This is a genomic window from Caballeronia arvi, assembly GCF_001544695.2.
In the GTDB taxonomy this organism is placed as follows: Bacteria; Pseudomonadota; Gammaproteobacteria; order Burkholderiales; family Burkholderiaceae; genus Caballeronia; species Caballeronia arvi.
This window is the reverse complement of the sequence record NZ_FCOM02000029.1, coordinates 38,761-54,826: the sequence shown is the minus strand read 5'-3', so window position 1 is coordinate 54,826 and position 16,066 is coordinate 38,761. Positions and strand designations below refer to the sequence as shown.

Annotated in this window: 15 protein-coding genes; 9 read left to right on the top strand and 6 right to left on the bottom strand. The window is 64.8% G+C overall.

Going from position 1 to position 16,066, the window contains the following annotated elements:
• Positions 1 to 1,440, bottom strand: a complete 1,440-nt coding sequence (locus AWB74_RS26515; protein WP_061149639.1) for an aldehyde dehydrogenase family protein — start codon at positions 1,438 to 1,440, stop codon at positions 1 to 3.
• 230 nt (positions 1,441 to 1,670) lie between these two features.
• Here AWB74_RS26515 and ppa point away from each other — a divergent pair, with 230 nt between their 5' ends.
• A complete protein-coding gene (gene ppa, locus AWB74_RS26510) occupies positions 1,671 to 2,198 on the top strand; it encodes an inorganic diphosphatase (protein ID WP_061149638.1) in 528 nt (175 codons plus the stop codon).
• A 45-nt stretch (positions 2,199 to 2,243) separates the two neighbouring features.
• On the opposite strand, the gene AWB74_RS26505 is transcribed toward ppa, so the two are convergent.
• Positions 2,244 to 2,537, bottom strand: coding sequence for a GIY-YIG nuclease family protein (locus AWB74_RS26505; protein WP_061149637.1), 294 nt, complete (start codon positions 2,535 to 2,537; stop codon positions 2,244 to 2,246).
• A gap of 152 nt (positions 2,538 to 2,689) precedes the next feature.
• On the opposite strand from AWB74_RS26505, the gene AWB74_RS26500 reads away from it, so the two are divergent.
• The 5 genes from AWB74_RS26500 (at position 2,690) to AWB74_RS26480 (ending at position 9,488) form a co-directional block, all read left to right on the top strand.
• On the top strand, positions 2,690 to 3,832 hold the full coding sequence (locus AWB74_RS26500; RefSeq protein ID WP_061149636.1) for a GNAT family N-acetyltransferase: 1,143 nt from the start codon (positions 2,690 to 2,692) through the stop codon (positions 3,830 to 3,832).
• A gap of 43 nt (positions 3,833 to 3,875) precedes the next feature.
• On the top strand, positions 3,876 to 5,561 hold the full coding sequence (locus tag AWB74_RS26495) for an NAD+ synthase (protein WP_061149635.1): 1,686 nt from the start codon (positions 3,876 to 3,878) through the stop codon (positions 5,559 to 5,561).
• A 79-nt stretch (positions 5,562 to 5,640) separates the two neighbouring features.
• A complete protein-coding gene (gene glnK, locus AWB74_RS26490) occupies positions 5,641 to 5,979 on the top strand; it encodes a P-II family nitrogen regulator (protein WP_008342452.1) in 339 nt (112 codons plus the stop codon).
• Positions 5,980 to 6,121: 142 nt separating this feature from the next.
• A complete protein-coding gene (locus AWB74_RS26485; RefSeq protein ID WP_061149634.1) occupies positions 6,122 to 7,879 on the top strand; it encodes a cation:proton antiporter in 1,758 nt (585 codons plus the stop codon).
• A gap of 151 nt (positions 7,880 to 8,030) precedes the next feature.
• The gene (locus AWB74_RS26480; RefSeq protein ID WP_061149633.1) at positions 8,031 to 9,488 is read left to right on the top strand and encodes a gamma-glutamyl-gamma-aminobutyrate hydrolase family protein; all 1,458 of its coding nucleotides are present in this window, start codon (positions 8,031 to 8,033) and stop codon (positions 9,486 to 9,488) included.
• 87 nt (positions 9,489 to 9,575) lie between these two features.
• On the opposite strand, the gene AWB74_RS26475 is transcribed toward AWB74_RS26480, so the two are convergent.
• The 3 genes from AWB74_RS26475 to AWB74_RS48425 all read right to left on the bottom strand — a co-directional run bounded on the left by AWB74_RS26475 (position 9,576) and on the right by AWB74_RS48425 (position 11,788).
• Positions 9,576 to 10,295, bottom strand: a complete 720-nt coding sequence (locus AWB74_RS26475) for a DUF2968 domain-containing protein (RefSeq protein ID WP_061149632.1) — start codon at positions 10,293 to 10,295, stop codon at positions 9,576 to 9,578.
• 74 nt (positions 10,296 to 10,369) lie between these two features.
• Positions 10,370 to 11,392: a hypothetical protein gene (locus AWB74_RS26470; RefSeq protein WP_061149631.1), complete on the bottom strand. Its 1,023-nt coding sequence runs from the start codon at positions 11,390 to 11,392 to the stop codon at positions 10,370 to 10,372.
• A gap of 192 nt (positions 11,393 to 11,584) precedes the next feature.
• The gene (locus tag AWB74_RS48425) at positions 11,585 to 11,788 is read right to left on the bottom strand and encodes a GNAT family N-acetyltransferase (protein ID WP_327362462.1); all 204 of its coding nucleotides are present in this window, start codon (positions 11,786 to 11,788) and stop codon (positions 11,585 to 11,587) included.
• 23 nt (positions 11,789 to 11,811) lie between these two features.
• Between AWB74_RS48425 and AWB74_RS48420 the strand changes: the two genes are divergently transcribed.
• Both AWB74_RS48420 and tcuC read left to right on the top strand, forming a co-directional pair.
• On the top strand, positions 11,812 to 11,985 hold the full coding sequence (locus AWB74_RS48420) for a hypothetical protein (RefSeq protein WP_327362460.1): 174 nt from the start codon (positions 11,812 to 11,814) through the stop codon (positions 11,983 to 11,985).
• A gap of 364 nt (positions 11,986 to 12,349) precedes the next feature.
• Entirely contained in the window at positions 12,350 to 13,645 is a 1,296-nt protein-coding gene (gene tcuC, locus AWB74_RS26460; RefSeq protein ID WP_061149630.1) for an MFS transporter, read from the top strand.
• A 48-nt stretch (positions 13,646 to 13,693) separates the two neighbouring features.
• Here the strand turns inward: tcuC and AWB74_RS26455 are convergent, their stop codons facing one another.
• Positions 13,694 to 15,553, bottom strand: coding sequence for a tetratricopeptide repeat protein (locus tag AWB74_RS26455; protein ID WP_061149629.1), 1,860 nt, complete (start codon positions 15,551 to 15,553; stop codon positions 13,694 to 13,696).
• Positions 15,554 to 15,675: 122 nt separating this feature from the next.
• Between AWB74_RS26455 and AWB74_RS26450 the strand changes: the two genes are divergently transcribed.
• Complete coding sequence (locus AWB74_RS26450) at positions 15,676 to 16,035, top strand: ArsR/SmtB family transcription factor (RefSeq protein WP_200822033.1); 360 nt, start codon at positions 15,676 to 15,678, stop codon at positions 16,033 to 16,035.
• Positions 16,036 to 16,066 lie beyond the last annotated feature (31 nt).

Genomic DNA, 16,066 nt, shown 5'->3' with positions numbered 1-16,066 from the left:
TTATCCGTGTTTGATTGCGATGGTCTTCAGCGTCGTGAAGCCGTACAGCGCCTCGAAGCCTTTCTCCCGTCCGTGTCCCGAATGCTTCACGCCGCCGAACGGCAATTCGATGCCGCCGCCCGCGCCGTAGTTGTTGATGAACACTTGCCCCGAGCGCACGCGGCGCGCGAGGCGCATCTGACGCGCGCCGTCGCGTGTCCAGATGCCCGCGACCAGCCCGTAGTCGGTGCCGTTGGCGAGTTTGAGCGCCTCGGCTTCGTCGTCGAAGGGCATCGCGGATAGCACCGGGCCGAACACTTCCTCGCGCGCGAGCCGATGCGTCGGCGGGACGTCGCGCAAGAGGGTCGGCGCCTGATAGAAGCCGGTTTCGGGCGCATCGCCGACGACTTCGCCGTGAGCCGCCATTGGGATGCCGTCGTGCTGCGCGTCGGACAGGAAGTCCCACACGCGCTGCTGCTGCTTCGCGCTGATGAGCGGGCCGCAATCGAGATCGAGCTTGCTCGGGCCGACCCGCAAAGCGGCGAACGCCTGCCCGAGACGCTCCAGCAAAGGCTCGTAAGCCGAGCGCTCGATCAGCACGCGGCTGCCCGCCGAGCACGTCTGTCCCGCGTTCTGCACGATGGCGGCGACGAGCACGGGCAACGCCGCGTCGAGATCGGCGTCGGCGAAAACGATCTGCGGCGACTTGCCGCCGAGTTCCAGCGTGACGGGCACGTGGTTGTCGGCGGCCATTTTGGTGACGGCCGCGCCCGTCGCGGGGGAACCGGTGAACGAGATGTGATCGATGCCCGGATGCCGCGCCAGCGCCGCGCCCGCTTCGTGCCCGTAGCCGGTGACGATATTGAGCGCGCCATCGGGAAGGCCGGCTTCCGCCGCGAGCTCCGCGATGCGCAACAGCGACAGGCACGCGTCCTCCGCCGGCTTCACGACGCACGCGTTGCCGGTCGCGAGCGCGGCGCCGACGCTGCGCCCGAAAATCTGTAGCGGATAGTTCCACGGCACGATGTGGCCCGTCACGCCGTGCGCCTCGCGGATCGTCAGCACGGTGAAACCGGACTGATAGGGCAGGGTTTCGCCGTGCAGCTTGTCGGCGGCGCCCGCGTAGAACTCGAAATAGCGCGCGATGCCGGTCGCGTCGGCGCGCGCCTGCTTGAGCGGCTTGCCGGTGTCGCGCGCCTCGACCTGCGCGATGTCCTCGTGACACGCGGCGATCAGCATCGACAGGCGCGCGAGGATGCGTCCGCGCTCGGCGGCGCTGGTCGTGCCCCAGGGGCCTTCGAAGGCGGCGCGCGCGGCGGCGACCGCGCGGTCGATGTCGCCCGCATTGCCGCGCGCGATCTGCGCGAAAATCTGACCATCCGACGGATCGACCACCGGAATCGTCTCGCCGCCCGATGCCGCGACCCAGCGGTTGTTGATGAAATGCTTCGCGTCTTCCATGCATGTCTCCTGAAATCGGGGTTTCCGGTGCCGGAATTCGGTCTGGTCTCTCGATTATCACGCCAACGCGCGGTGCGCGCCTTGCGCGCAAAGGCGCAGGACGCGATTGGCTATAATGACGTGATCACGCGCAAGCGACGCCCAGCGCCGCACGTGCGCCGCGGCGGTGCCTCGAAGACCGTCCGTCCGTGCGATTCCTTCTCCCTTCTCAACTTCTCCAGAGAGTGCTCATGAGCTTCAATAACGTACCTCCCGGCAAGGACCTTCCGCAGGATTTCAACGTCATCATCGAGATTCCCGCGCAGAGCGATCCGGTCAAATACGAAGCCGACAAGGACATGGGCCTGCTCATCGTCGACCGTTTCATCGGCACCGGCATGCGCTATCCGGCCAACTACGGTTTCATCCCGCAGACGCTTTCGGGCGACGGCGACCCGGTCGACGTGCTCGTCATCACGCCGTATCCGCTGCTGGCCGGCTCGGTCGTGCGTGCGCGCGCGCTCGGCATGCTGCAGATGACGGACGAATCGGGTGTGGACGCGAAGCTGATCGCCGTGGCGCACGACAAGGTCTGCCCGATGACGGCGAACATCAAGTCGATCGACGACGTGCCCGAATTCCTGAAGGACCAGATCAAGCACTTCTTCGAGAACTACAAGGCGCTCGAAAAGGGCAAGTGGGTGAAGATCGAAGGCTGGGCGGGCATCGATGCCGCGCACAAGGAAATTTCGGAAGGCGTGGCGAACTATAAGAAGTAAGTTTCGCAGACGAGCGCCGCTGCACGCTTTTGACGCGGCGGCGCTTCATTCTTCTTCGCTTGCCTCGGTCTGGGGCAACACCGATTCCAGCGTTCTTTCCCCCGCGATCAGCGCGCGCTTTTGCATCGGCGACAAGCGCTTCACGCGATATTCCGCCCGCAACGCCTCCGATTTCCCCGCCAGTTCGAACGACGCCAGCACACGCAACGGCTTCTTCGCGCGCGTATATCGCGCACCCTTGCCGCTCGCATGCGCGGTGAAACGCGCTTCGACGTCCGTGGCGATGCCCGTATACAGGCTGCCGTCGTCGCATTCGATCAGATAGAGGAACCAGGCCATGAGCGCGTGTCGATGATTTGCCGCGCATTATCGCCGAAAGCACCGATTCAGGGCGCGGGAACGCGTGGGCGTCATTCGATGACTTGCGCGAGAATAGCCGCTTTCGGGCGCGGTTCTTGAATGCGTCCATCGATATTTAGCGAGGTAGCCTGTTGAATCGCGAGATCGAAATTCATGTGATCGATACGCTCACCGACATCCCCGCCGGCGACTGGAACCGGCTCGCGGGCGACAACCCGTTCGTGCGTCACGCGTTTCTGTCGGCGCTGCAGGAGACGGGCTGCGCGGTGAAGCGGACCGGCTGGCGCGCGCATCATCTGATAGTGAAACGCGGCGGTGAATTCGCCGGGGCGATGCCGCTCTATCTGAAATCGCACTCGCGCGGAGAGTACGTGTTCGATCACGCATGGGCCGATGCCTTCGAGCGCCACGGTCTGCGCTATTACCCGAAGGCGCTCTCGGCGGTACCGTTTTCGCCGGTGACGGGCCCGCGCCTCATCGCCGCGCACCACGAAGATCGCGTGCTGCTCGCGCGTGGTGCGATCGAACTTGCGCGCAGGCTCGAGCTTTCATCGCTGCACGTATTGTTTCCGCATGCGCAGGACGTCGAGGCGCTGACGGACGCGGGCTACATGCTGCGCGAAGGCGTGCAGTTCCATTGGGAAAATCTGCCCGGCGACGGCTTCGCGAGCTTCGACGCCTTCCTCGCGACGATGAGCCATGACAAGCGCAAGAAGGTAAAGCAGGACCGGCGGCGCGTGACGGAAGCAGGCGTCAGCTACACGTGGCTGCGCGGCGCGCAGATCGACCAGAGCGCGCTCGACTTCTTCTATGACTGCTACGAGAACACGTATCGCGAGCACTGGAACGCGCCGTATCTGACGCGCGAATTCTTCGGCCAGATCCACGCGGACGCGCCCGACAGCATCCTGCTCGTGATCGCCGAAGCGGACGGCGAGCGCCTCGCGTGCGCGCTCAACATGATCGGCGGCGACACGATGTACGGCCGCTATTGGGGCACGCGCGAGTTCATCTCGGGGCTGCACTTCGAGACGTGCTACATGCAGGGCATCGCGTATTGCATCGAGCACGGGCTCGCGCGCTTCGAAGGCGGCGCGCAGGGCGTGCACAAGATGTCGCGCGGTCTGCTGCCGACGCCGACATGGTCCGCACACTGGATCGCGGATCAGCGTTTCGCGCACGCGATCGCCGAGTTTCTCGATGCCGAAACCGAAGCGATGGATCATCACATCGAGGAACTGGAAGCGCACACGCCGTTCAGGAAGAAAGCCTGATGCGATAATCCCGCCGTCATCGCACCCTCAATATTGCATCGACATGAAAACCCGCATTGCACTGGCCCAGATCAACGTCACCGTCGGCGATTTCGCCGGCAACGTCGCACGCATCGTCGATGCCGCGCGCGCGGCGCACGACAATGGCGCACGGCTCATGATCGCGCCGGAACTGGCGATTTCGGGTTATCCGCCGGAAGATCTGTTGCTGCGTCCGGCGTTTTATCGCGCGAGTGCGCAGGCGCTCGACGATCTCGCCGTGCAACTCAAAGCGTTCGACGGTCTGCATGTGCTCGTCGGGCATCCGCATCGCGCGCAGGAAGACGGCGCCGACATGAACGCGCCGATCGCCCGTGGCGTGCCGCCGCGCGATACCTACAACGCGGCCTCGCTGATCGTCGATGGTGCGATCGTCGGCACCTATCTGAAGCAGGATCTACCCAACACGGAAGTCTTCGACGAGAAGCGCTACTTCGCGACCGATCCACGTCCGTTCGTGTTCGATCTCGATCGCGTGCGCTATGGCGTCGTGATCTGCGAGGACGCGTGGCACGCATCGGCAGCGCAACTCGCGAAGGCGGCGGGCGCGCAAGTGCTGCTGATTCCGAACGGCTCGCCGTTTCATGTCAACAAGGAATCGGTGCGCTTCGACATTCTGCGCGCGCGCATTCGCGAGACCGGCATGCCGATGGTCTACGTGAATCTCGCGGGCGCGCAGGATGAACTGATCTTCGACGGCGGCTCCTTCGTGCTCGATGCGAACGGCGAACTCGTCACGAAGCTGGCGCAGTTCGACGAGACCATCGGCTATGTCGAGTTCGACGGCACCACGCCGGTGCGTGGCGACGTCGCGCCGGACTTGCCGCTCGAAGCGCAGGTGTATAAGGCGCTCGTCGTCGGCGTGCGCGATTACATCGGCAAGAACGGCTTTCCGGGCGCGATCATCGGCTTGTCGGGCGGCGTCGATTCGGCACTCGTGCTCGCGGTCGCCTGCGATGCGCTCGGCCCGGATCGCGTGCGCGCCGTGATGATGCCCTCGCGCTACACCGCCGATATCTCCACGACCGACGCGCGCGACATGGCGCAACGCGTCGGCGTGAAGTACGACGAGATTGCGATCGCGCCGATGTTCGAGGCGTTCCGCGGCGCGCTCGCCGATGAATTCGCGGGCCGCGCGGAAGACGCGACCGAAGAGAACATCCAGGCACGCATTCGGGGCACGCTCCTGATGGCGTTGTCGAACAAGTTCGGCTCGATCGTCCTCACGACGGGCAACAAGAGCGAAATGGCCGTCGGCTATTGCACGCTTTACGGCGACATGGCGGGCGGATTCGCCGTCATCAAGGACATCGCGAAGACGCTGGTGTACAAGGTCTGCCACTATCGCAACGCGACCGATGCGTACGGCGCGCGCGATGTGATTCCCGAGCGCATTCTCACGCGCGCGCCTTCCGCGGAGCTGCGCGACAACCAGACCGATCAGGACAGCCTGCCGCCTTACGACGTGCTCGACGCGATCATGCGCATGTACATGGAGGAAGACCGCTCGCTCGCGGAGATCGTCGCGGCGGGCTACAACGCGGACGACGTTGCGCGCGTGACGCGCCTCATCAAGATCAACGAGTACAAGCGCCGGCAAGCGCCGATCGGCATTCGCGTGACGCATCGCGCGTTTGGCCGCGACTGGCGTTATCCGATCACTTCGCGCTTCAACGAACCACTGGCTTGATCAAACGCGACTAGAATCGAAAGCATCTCTCCGAATCCGTCCATCCGGGACATCCATCCAACTCTCAGCGAGGCACGCCATGAAACGCATCACCGCCATCATCAAACCGTTCAAGCTCGACGAAGTCCGCGAAGCGCTGGCCGAAGTCGGTCTGACCGGGCTGACGGTCACGGAAGTGAAGGGCTTCGGGCGCCAGAAAGGACATACCGAGCTCTATCGTGGTGCAGAGTATGTGGTCGACTTCCTGCCGAAAGTGAAAATCGAGGTCGTTGTCGCGAACGATCAAACCGATCAGGTCATCGACGCAATCATCGGCGCGGCGCGCACCGGCAAGATCGGCGACGGCAAGATTTTTGTCGCCGATGTCGAACGCGTGATCCGCATCCGCACCGGCGAGGAAAACGAAGCGGCGGTCTGAGCGTTCGCGTTTTTCCACGTCATCCCAGGCCCGCCGTTCGCGCGGGCCTATTTTTTTCGCGCCATTGCCTGCCTGAGCGCAAGCGTTTCCCATCCGTGCGGTAACATCGAAATCTCGTTATTTCTTTGTAAGGAACTATTCGATGCATCACGCGATAGGCTTCATCCAGGATCTTGCTGTGATCATGGCCATCGCGGGCGTCGTGACGGTGCTGTTTCACCGTCTGCGGCAGCCGGTCGTTCTGGGCTATATCGTCGCGGGAGTGATCATCGGGCCGTACACGCCGCCGTTCAATCTGATCCACGACGAGGTGACCATTCAGACCCTCGGCGAACTGGGCGTCGTGTTCCTGATGTTCTCGCTCGGGCTCGAATTCAGCCTGCGCAAGCTGTTCAAAGTCGGCGCGACGGCGTTCGTCGCGGCGCTTTCGGAAATCGTGCTGATGATCTGGATCGGCTACGAGATTGGGCGCTGGTTCGACTGGACCGTCATGGACTCGCTCTTTCTTGGCGCGATGCTCGCGATCTCGTCGACGACCATCATCGTGAAAGCGCTGTCCGAGCTCGGCATGAAGGGCGAGCACTTCGCGCAGATCGTGTTCGGCATTCTGATCGTCGAGGATATTCTCGCCATCGCGATGCTCGTGCTGCTGTCCGGCATCGCGCAGACGGGTTCGGTGAGCGCGGGCGTCGCGGTCGTGACGCTCGGCAAGCTGCTGCTTTTCATGACGGTGTCGCTGGTGGTCGGCATTCTCACGGTGCCGCGCGCGCTCAATTACGTCGCGCGCGCGAAGAGCGACGAGATGCTGCTCGTCACCGTGCTCGGCTTCTGCTTTGGCTTTTGCCTGCTCGTCGTGAAGCTCGATTATTCGATCGCGCTCGGCGCATTTCTGATCGGCGCGATCATGGCGGAGTCGAAGCATCTCGCGCGCATCGAGCATCTGATCGCGCCGGTGCGCGACATGTTTTCGGCGATCTTTTTCGTGACCATCGGCTTGCTGCTGAATCCGACGGTGCTCGTCGAGTACGCGTGGCCGATCGCCGTCATCACGATCGCGGTGGTGGCGGGCAAGATCGTGTCGTGCGGGCTCGGCACGTTTCTCGCGGGCAAGGACGGGCGCACCGCGATGCGCGTCGGCATGAGCGTGTCGCAGATCGGCGAGTTCTCGTTCATCATCGCGTCGCTCGGGTTGTCGCTGAAAGTCACGAGCCCCTTTCTCTATCCGATTGCGGTCGCGGTATCCGCGCTCACGACGCTCTTTACGCCGTATCTGATCCGCGCCGCCGATCCCGCCACGATGCGCCTCGCGCGCGCAATGCCCGCGCCGCTCGCTCACACCTTCGGTCTCTATTCGCAGTGGCTCGCGAGCCTCACGCCCGCGTCCGGCGGCCCGACGCTGTTCTCGATGACCCGGCGCATCGTGTTGCAGATCGCGGTGAATCTCGCGCTCGTCGCGGCGATCTTTCTCGGGGCTTCCTATGCGGCGCCGTTCGCGTCGGGCTATCTCGCGCGCTGGCTCGACACCGACAACGCGCAGCGCGTCGTGCTGTGGAGCGCGGCGCTCGTCGTCGCGTTGCCGTTTCTGGTCGCGGTGTATCGCAAGCTCGAATCGCTTGCGCTGCTGCTCGCCGAAGTGAGCGTGCAGCCCGCAAAAGCGGGGCGCTTCACGCGCGCGATCCGTTCGGCAATTTCCGGGCTGATTCCGATCGTCGCGATGTTCGGCGTCTTTCTGCTCGTCGCGGCGTTGTCGGGCGGCATCCTGCCGCCGTTCGGCCTGATGGTCGGCGTGCTGCTGTGCGCGGCGCTGCTGCTCACGGTGTTATGGCGCTGGTGCGTGAAGATCCACGCGACGATGCAAATCGCACTGCGCGAGACCTTTGAGGAACCGCGCGATCATTGACGGCTTCATCGCGGGATAGCCCTGACAGCGACGCATGGCCGCTTCTCGCGATAATGTGACCAAATGTGTGCTGGTTTGCCCCGTCTAGTCGACAGGCGGATAATTAGGGCTTGTGCATTCTCCTTACGGCGCGCGAGCGCCTGAATCCGGAATGAGCGATAACAAAACGTCCAACGACGCAAGCAGCACCGACGCACGCCGAAGCGGCGCCGATTCCTCAGCCGCGGGTTATTCGCGAAACGAGACATCCACGCACGATGCGCCAGGCGGCGCGAATCCCACGGCGCCGCCCGAAGCGGCCGCGGCGGCTGCGGCCCCCGGCCCCGACGCAAGCGCGACCGAACGGGCGTCGACGGACGCGCCTTCGAGCGCATCGAACGTCGAACCGGTCGATGCAGCGCAGGTCCGGCGCGACGCCGCAAGGCAAGAGGCCCGCGACGCGCGCGCGTCGGCGGCGAGCGCAACCGCCGCGCAGGAAGCCGCGGTGCGTGCGAAGCAGCATGCATCGACGAAACCCAGGGCAAGCCTCGCCGAGAACCTCGAAGCCGCGACCGAAGCGGAAGCCGCGAGCACGGCCAACGCGCAATCCGCCTCGTCAGACTCGCCGACCGGACGCGCCGCGCCGTCGCCCGCTGTTGGCCTGCCGCCCAGCATCAGCGACGCGCCGGACTTCGGCACGCTCAATCCGCCGCCCTTGCCGCCGCCCGAGCAGGCCGCGGCTCCTGCGCCACCTGCCTATCTCAAGCAGTCGGATTCGGCGTGGTCCGTGTTCGGCCGCATCGTCGCGGCGCGCGCGCGTCAGATTTTCGACCGCGCGGGGCAGCGCATCACGCAGCGTACGTTACGCATCGGCGTGTCGGCGCGCATCTTTCATCCGGAGCCGGGCGCGAAAGGGCTCCGCGGCAAAACGCTGCAATATCTCGAGGAATCGATCGCGCACTGGGTCATGTCGCGCGACGTGCTCGTCTTCATGATTCCGACGGTCGGGCAGCAGGGGATGCTGCATCCGAGCAATATCCGCCTGCGCGACTACGCGAAGCATCTCGACGGCCTCCTGCTTCAAGGCGGCGCCGACGTTTCTCCGCAGTCCTACGAGGAGCGCACGACGCGGCCCGAATGGCCCGGCGACCGCGTGCGCGACATGTACGAGCTGGAGCTGCTGCACGAGTTCGTCGAGTCGGGCAAGCCGGTGCTCGGCGTGTGCCGGGGCTGTCAGCTGATCAACGTCGCATTCGGCGGCACGCTCTACGGCGATATCGCCACCGACGTGCCGACGGCCGGCGTTCACGTCAACGAGCATTACGACCAGCATCGCCATTCGATCCGCTTCCCCGAGGGCTCCACGCTCGTCAACATGTTCCCGAATCAGCGCGACGCGATCGTCAACTCGATTCACCATCAGGCGGTGAAGACGCTCGGCCGCGATCTGAACATCGAGGCGGTGTCGGCGTCGGACGGGATCATCGAGGCGGTGCGGTATCGCAAGTCGCCGTTCGTCGTCGGCGTGCAGTGGCACCCGGAGTTCCATCGCGCGGGCGGCGCCGAGTTGCTCGATTGCACGCCGCTGCTCGATACGTTCCTGCGCGTCGCGCGCGAGACGCGCTTCTGACGAAGCCCATAGCGGTACGACGCAAAAACGAGAAGGCCCGCTCGATTCGAGCGGGCCTTCTTCGCTTTCAGGCGCGTATTGCCGGCATCAACGCGATGGCGCCGTGCTCACCGGCGCGAGTCCGGCTTCCGATTGCTTCTGGAGCTGTTCGACCTGCAATTGCAGCGCGCGCAGCTTGCGTTCCGCTTCGAGCTTGTCCGTCTGCAGGACCGCCGACTCGGCCTGCAACTGCTGCTGACGCTGCGTGACCTGTGAATCCTGCTGCTGTGAAAGCGCGAGATCGGCGGAGAGACGGTTCGCACGATCCGCCGACTTCGCGATCACGCGATCGAGCAGCGCCTTCTGTGCCTGCAATTGCATGCGGCGGATTTCGCCATCGGCCAGTTCGTAGCTCTTGCGCGAGAACTGCGCGTAGATCGATTCCGCGCGCGCCGCGTCCTGCGTCTTCACGACGCGCCACCAGCGCGCATCCTGCGACAGCGCGACGTAGTACAGCATCTCCTGCGCGAGGAAGAAGAGCTTCGCGCCGTAGCTGCCGTTGCGTGTCGCGCGCAGTTCCGTGAGGCTGCCTGCCTGCACGAGATTCTGCAATTCGGCGATGTTGCCGTCGACGCGTGGCGCGTTCGAATCGGCGTTCAGGTCGGACAGGTCCTCGGGGGCCGCCTGTGCGGGTGCGCTTGCTGCCGGCGTCTGTGCCGCGTCCGCCTTCACGGGGGCGGCGAATGTCGTCGAGAACGGCGCGAGGATGGCGCAGAGGGACAAGGCGAGCGTGAGCGTCGCGTAACGGATATATCGGTGTTGCATCATATTGGCGTCTTGGCCGGAATGGTTGATTGGGCGGGCTGAGTGTGCTCGCGGATGCATCGGGCGCGGTTCGTCCTTCAGCGTGCGTTCTGGGTTTGCGCGCCGCCGCGGCTGGATGCGCCGCCTGCGTTGCTATCGAGTGTTGGCGAATGCTGGAGGATCGCGTAAAGCGCCTCGGCGTTCATTGGATCCGAAACTTTCGATGCACGGTCTGCATGAGCCCGGGCCGATGGTGCGCGTGCATGCGCCGTGGTGTCACGTTTCGCGACGTGCTTGTCGGTCGCGGGTGTGCGAACTGCGGCGGTTTGCGGGGTGCGCGGAGCGAGCACGGTTCTTACGCGGCCGTTAGGCCTGCGGGCAGTCGTTTCGGGGATGAGATGCACGCCCGACGCCTCGCGCCTCGTTGCGGCCGGGACGTTCTCGCTCGCGATCACATTGGCATTCGCGATCGCGATGGCTGATTCTGACGGTGTCGCCGCCTGAGATGTCTGACTGTCCTTCGCTGGTCGATCCGCAACGCCCGTCTCAACCGCAGCGATGCTCGCCGCCGCCGGCGACACCGGGCGGTCCGGTTGCGCCTTGGCATCAGGCTCGCGGCTTTGCGTTCCGACTTCCATCGCCGGGGCCGCCCGCGACTTGCCCGGCGCGTCACGATCGTATTCGAAGAACAGCCATGCGATGAGCGCTGCACACGCCACAGCGGTGAGCGCCGCGACAGGCTTGCTGAAGTAATGCTTCGCCGCGCCCGGCGCCGCTGGCGCGCTTACGTTCAGATGGACGAAAGCGGCGCGATCGATGCCTGCCTCGTCCGATGGGGACTTGCCTTCCATCAGACGCAGCATCGCGCGGGGAATGTGCTCCTTGGCGAAGACACCCCAGAGGCTTGCGGCACGGTAGGGCGAATTCGTATCGGACAGACTTAACGCTGGTACGTAGGCGGTCCTGAATTGCGCGGCGAAGAGCGCGAATTCAGACCGGGACTGAACAGGGCGCGAGAACGCGGGCGACCACTCGCGACCGTAGTTCAAGGGCGAGTCCGTCAGCGCGTGCAGCGTGGGCACGCGCAGATTGCCTTCCACTTCGATCAAGTCTTCGGTCATGAGGGTTCCACATGCATGCGTCCGGAACGGACAACGGGACAGCCCGCCCGGGCCTTCGTGGCGCAACAGATAGCACCGAGGTTCGGCGCGAGACGGCTGAAATTTCGACCCGCGATCATACGAAACGGTCACGAGCCCGACGACCAGAGGAATCTGATTGTTGATTTTTGACAGGAATGCTTATTGACCGATTCACCGCTTTTGTGGTTGATCGAGTGGGAGGGTATAGCGCAACGAAAACAGATCGATGCCCGCCATATGGTCCGACTCACGTGCGGCACACTGCCAGCCGCGCGATTCGTAGAAGCCGATCGCCGCCGTGTTCTGCTCGAGCACGGAAAGATGCAACCGCCGCGCCCCTCGCGAGCGGGCCCAGCGCGCCGCTTCGTCGAGCATCGCGGTGCCCGTGCCGAGACGCGATGGCCCGGCAGCGCATGCAGATTATCGACGAGCACGCTGCCCGTCTCGTCCGGCTCGACCAGACACATGAAGCCGACCGGCTCGCCCTCGTGTTCCGCGATGAACACGCACCCCGCGCCGCCGGCGATTTCCTTCATGCGCGCGTCCCAATGCGCGGCGCGCTCACTTGGTAGTTCGTCGAGATAGCCGTCCGGCAGAATCCCGCGATACGCCGTCGCCCAACTCCGCGCGTGCATCGATGCGATGAGCGCGGTGTCGGCCAGGGTAGCGATGCGCAGCGAGACTTTCGCGCCGTCGAGTTTCTGTTCAGATGTCAGCTTAGAGTTGGGCCTATGTAAGCGTATTTTAATAGTGAATTGGGCGAAATTAAACGAAGATGCGTGCGGACGCGGACGGGAAGGCGTTAAAATCGACGGCATCGCATATTGAAAAAAGAAACATTCAGCCTCGTTCGTTGCGGCCGATCGTCGTCGCGGCCGCGTACGGTTTGCGCTCCCATGCAAAGCCGAAGTGCGCCCACCGCTTTTCGAGAAAGTCATGTCCACAAGCCACGTAGCACCTGCCAACGAATCCAAGTTCAAGACGGTCTTTCGCGTCGTCAGTGGAAACTTCCTTGAAATGTACGACTTCATGGTCTACGGCTATTACGCTTCGGCGATCGCCAAGACCTATTTTCCGAGCGGCAACGAGTTCGCCTCGCTGATGCTCGCGCTGTCCGTGTTCGGCGCGGGCTTCCTGATGCGGCCGGTCGGCGCGATCGTGCTCGGCGCATATATAGACCACCATGGGCGGCGCAAGGGCCTCATCCTTACGCTCGCCCTGATGGCCGTCGGCACGGCGTGCGTCGCGCTCGTGCCGGGCTATGCGACCATCGGCGTGCTCGCACCGGTCATCGTATTGGGCGGGCGCCTGCTGCAAGGCTTCTCGGCCGGCGTGGAGCTGGGCGGCGTATCGGTGTATCTGTCCGAGATCGCGACTAAGGGCAACAAGGGCTTTTATTGTTCCTGGCAGTCCGGCAGCCAGCAAGTCGCCGTGGTTTTCGCGGCGTTGATCGGCGTCATCATGAACCGCATGCTGCCGCCCGATCAAATGACCGCCTGGGGCTGGCGCGTGCCGTTCCTGATCGGCTGTCTGATCGTGCCGTTCCTCTTCATCATCCGCCGGTCGCTGCGTGAGACCGACGAGTTTCTCGCGAAGAAGCATCGGCCGAGCATGGGCGAGATCGCGCGCTCGATCGCGCAGAGCTGGGGCGTCGTGCTCGCAGGCATGGGCATGGTGATCATGACGACCGTGTCGTTCTACATGATCACCGCATACACGCCGACCTTCGGCAAGGAAGTGCTGAAGCTCTCGTCGATCGACGCGCTCGTCGTTACCGTCTGCGTGGGCCTTTCGAACCTCGTCTGGCTGCCGCTGATGGGCGCGGTATCCGATCGCGTCGGGCGCCGCCCGGTGCTGCTCGTGTTCACGATTCTCACCATTCTCACTTCGTATCCGGTGGTGCAGTGGCTCGTCGCGGACCCTTCGTTCCTGCGTCTGCTGATGTGCGAGCTGTGGCTCTCGTTCCTGTACGGCAGCTATAACGGCGCGATGGTTGTGGCGCTGACCGAAGTCATGCCGGCCGACGTGCGCACGACCGGGTTCTCGATGGCCTACAGTCTCGCGACGACGATCGGCGGTTTCACGCCCGCGATCTCCACGTATCTGATCCACGCGACCGGCAACAAGGCCGCGCCCGGTTTGTGGATGGGGCTGGCGGCGATCTGCGGCCTGATCGCGACCCTCGTCCTGTATCGCTCGCCGGAGGCGCGCAATCAGTACAAGACGGCCTGAAGCGCATCGGCGCCCGAAAAAAATCCCTCGCACCGACGAGGGATTTTTTTATGCCGCAACCGAAGCCAGCGCCGCCGCCGTTTCGTCGATGACTTCGCGCCACTGCCCCGGCGCGCGCTGACGTACGAGCGTCGCGCGCGGATACCACACGGTGCTGTCCGCATCGACGCCCCAGCGCCAGTCGGCGGCGAACGGCAGCATCACCCAGGCCGGTTTGCCGAGGGCGCCCGCGAGATGCGCGACGGACGTATCGACGGACACGACCGCGTCGAGCCGGTCGACGATCGCGCCCGTGTCCGCGAAATTCTCGAGGCGTCCTTCGAGCAGATGGATCGACTTCGCGTTCGGATGCGCGCGCAGCACGTCGCGCTCGCGGTCGGTGACGAACGGCTGGAGCACGACCCAGTCGATGCCTTCGAGGGCGAAGAGCGACCCCAGCTCGGTGACTTCCACGGAGCGCGTTTCGCCCGGCTGCATCCTTCCCGACCACGTCAGGCCGATCTTGCGCCGCGCCTGGCCGCCGATCGAGCCGCGCCATTTTCTGCGGTAGTCGGCGGGCACGACGAGATAGGGCGCGCGCGCCGGAATCGCATCGGGCGAGGTCATGCCGAGTGCGAGCGGCAGGCTGAGCAGCGGGCAAAAGGCGTCGGCGGGCGTGGGGATGCCATCCGACTTGCTTTTCAATTCGACGCGCGCGGCATGGGCGGCAGGCGCGAGCAGCGGTACGAGCGCGGGTTGCACTTCCAGAACCAGCTTGCCGACGAGCTTCGCCGCGAACGGCACGAAGCGCGCGAACTGCAGGGTATCGCCGAAACCCTGCTCGGCGCGTACGAGCAGGGTGCGGCCCGGCATCGGCTCGCCGTTCCAGCGCGGCAGGCGTGGCGCGGGTTCGCTGCCCGGTGTCTGAAGACGCCATTCGTAGGCTGAAAGACCGCGGGCGTAGTCGCCGATGGTCAGCAGCGCGAGGGCGCGGTTCAGATGCGCGGCGGGCATCGCGGGATCGATGCGCAATGCCTGATCGAACGCGCGCAGCGCCGCGCGATGCGCGCCGAGCGCGAGATGCGTGTTGCCGAGACAGAGCCACGCGACGCCGTATTTCGGATCGAGCCCGACGGCGCGCTCGAAGTGCGGCACGGCTTCGTCGTGACGGCCGAGCTTGGCGAGCGCATGCCCGAGCCCGAAATACCCCGGCGCGAAATGCGGCTGCAGCGCCACGGCCTTGCGCAGTACGGGCAGCGCGTCGTCCGGATGGCCGTTGGCATCGAGCAGATTGCCGAGATTGAAATGCGCGGCGGCGTAGTTCGGCTCGACGTCGAGCGCGGCGCGAAAATGCGCGATCGCGCCGAGCGTGTCGCCGAGCGCGTTCAGCGCCATGCCGAGGTTGTTGTGCGCGCCGGCATGGCGCGGGCGCAGCGCGAGCGTGCGCCTGAAAGCGTGCGCCGCGTCCTTGAAGCGGCGCAGCGCCGAGAGCGCATTGCCGAAATTGTTCCACGCGGCCGGATCGTCGGGCTGCAGGCGCAGCGTTTTCTCGAACGCATCGGCGGCGTCCTCGTGACGGCCAGCCGCCGTGTACGCGTTGCCGAGGTTGTACTGCGCGATCGGGAAGCCCGGCGCGAGCGTCAGCGCGTTGCGAAAGCGCTCGATGGCGTCGTCGAGACGGCCGAGTGCCTTCAGCGCGTTACCGAGATTCAGCTGCAGGCCGGCATCGGTCGGGCGCAGGTCGACGGCGCGGCGCACGAGCTCGGCCGCCTCCGCGTGCTGGCCCTGTTGATGGCGCAGCACGCCGAGGTAATGCAGTGCGTCGACGTGGTGGGGTTCGGCGGCGAGCGCGGCCTGATAGTCGCGCTCCGCGTCGGTCAGGCGGCCGTCACGATGGGCCGCGAAACCGCGGGCGAATACGGTGTCCATGACGGAAAAACTTCTGACCCGGAAAAGCAAACCCCGCATTTTCCCACATCGGCCGGCTGGTCCCTCAGAAGCGCGGTTGACATGTTGCGGCGAAGGCACTTAACATATGAACACCTATTCATATGTTTGTCACAATCGTGTCATCCGATCCAGTGTCTTCCGTCGGCGCGAGTACGTCCGACGACCGCGTGGTGCCGCTCGCCGACCTGTTTCGTCTGCTCGGCGATCCCACGCGCCTGCGCATTGTGCTCGCGTGCCTCGAACAGAAGCGCGCGGTCGGAGCGATCGCGGAATTGCTCGGGCTGTCGGCGTCGCTGGTGAGCCATCATCTGCGTCTGCTGCGCGCGGCGCGGATCGTGCGCGCGGAGCGCCAGGGAAAGCAGGTGTTCTATGTCGCCGCCGACCGCCACATCAGCGCGATGCTCGGCGAATTGCTCGAGCACGTCGCCGAGCCGCAAACAGAAGCCACGGATATCGAATGACCGCCGTCAAACCACGCGCACCGCGATGAGC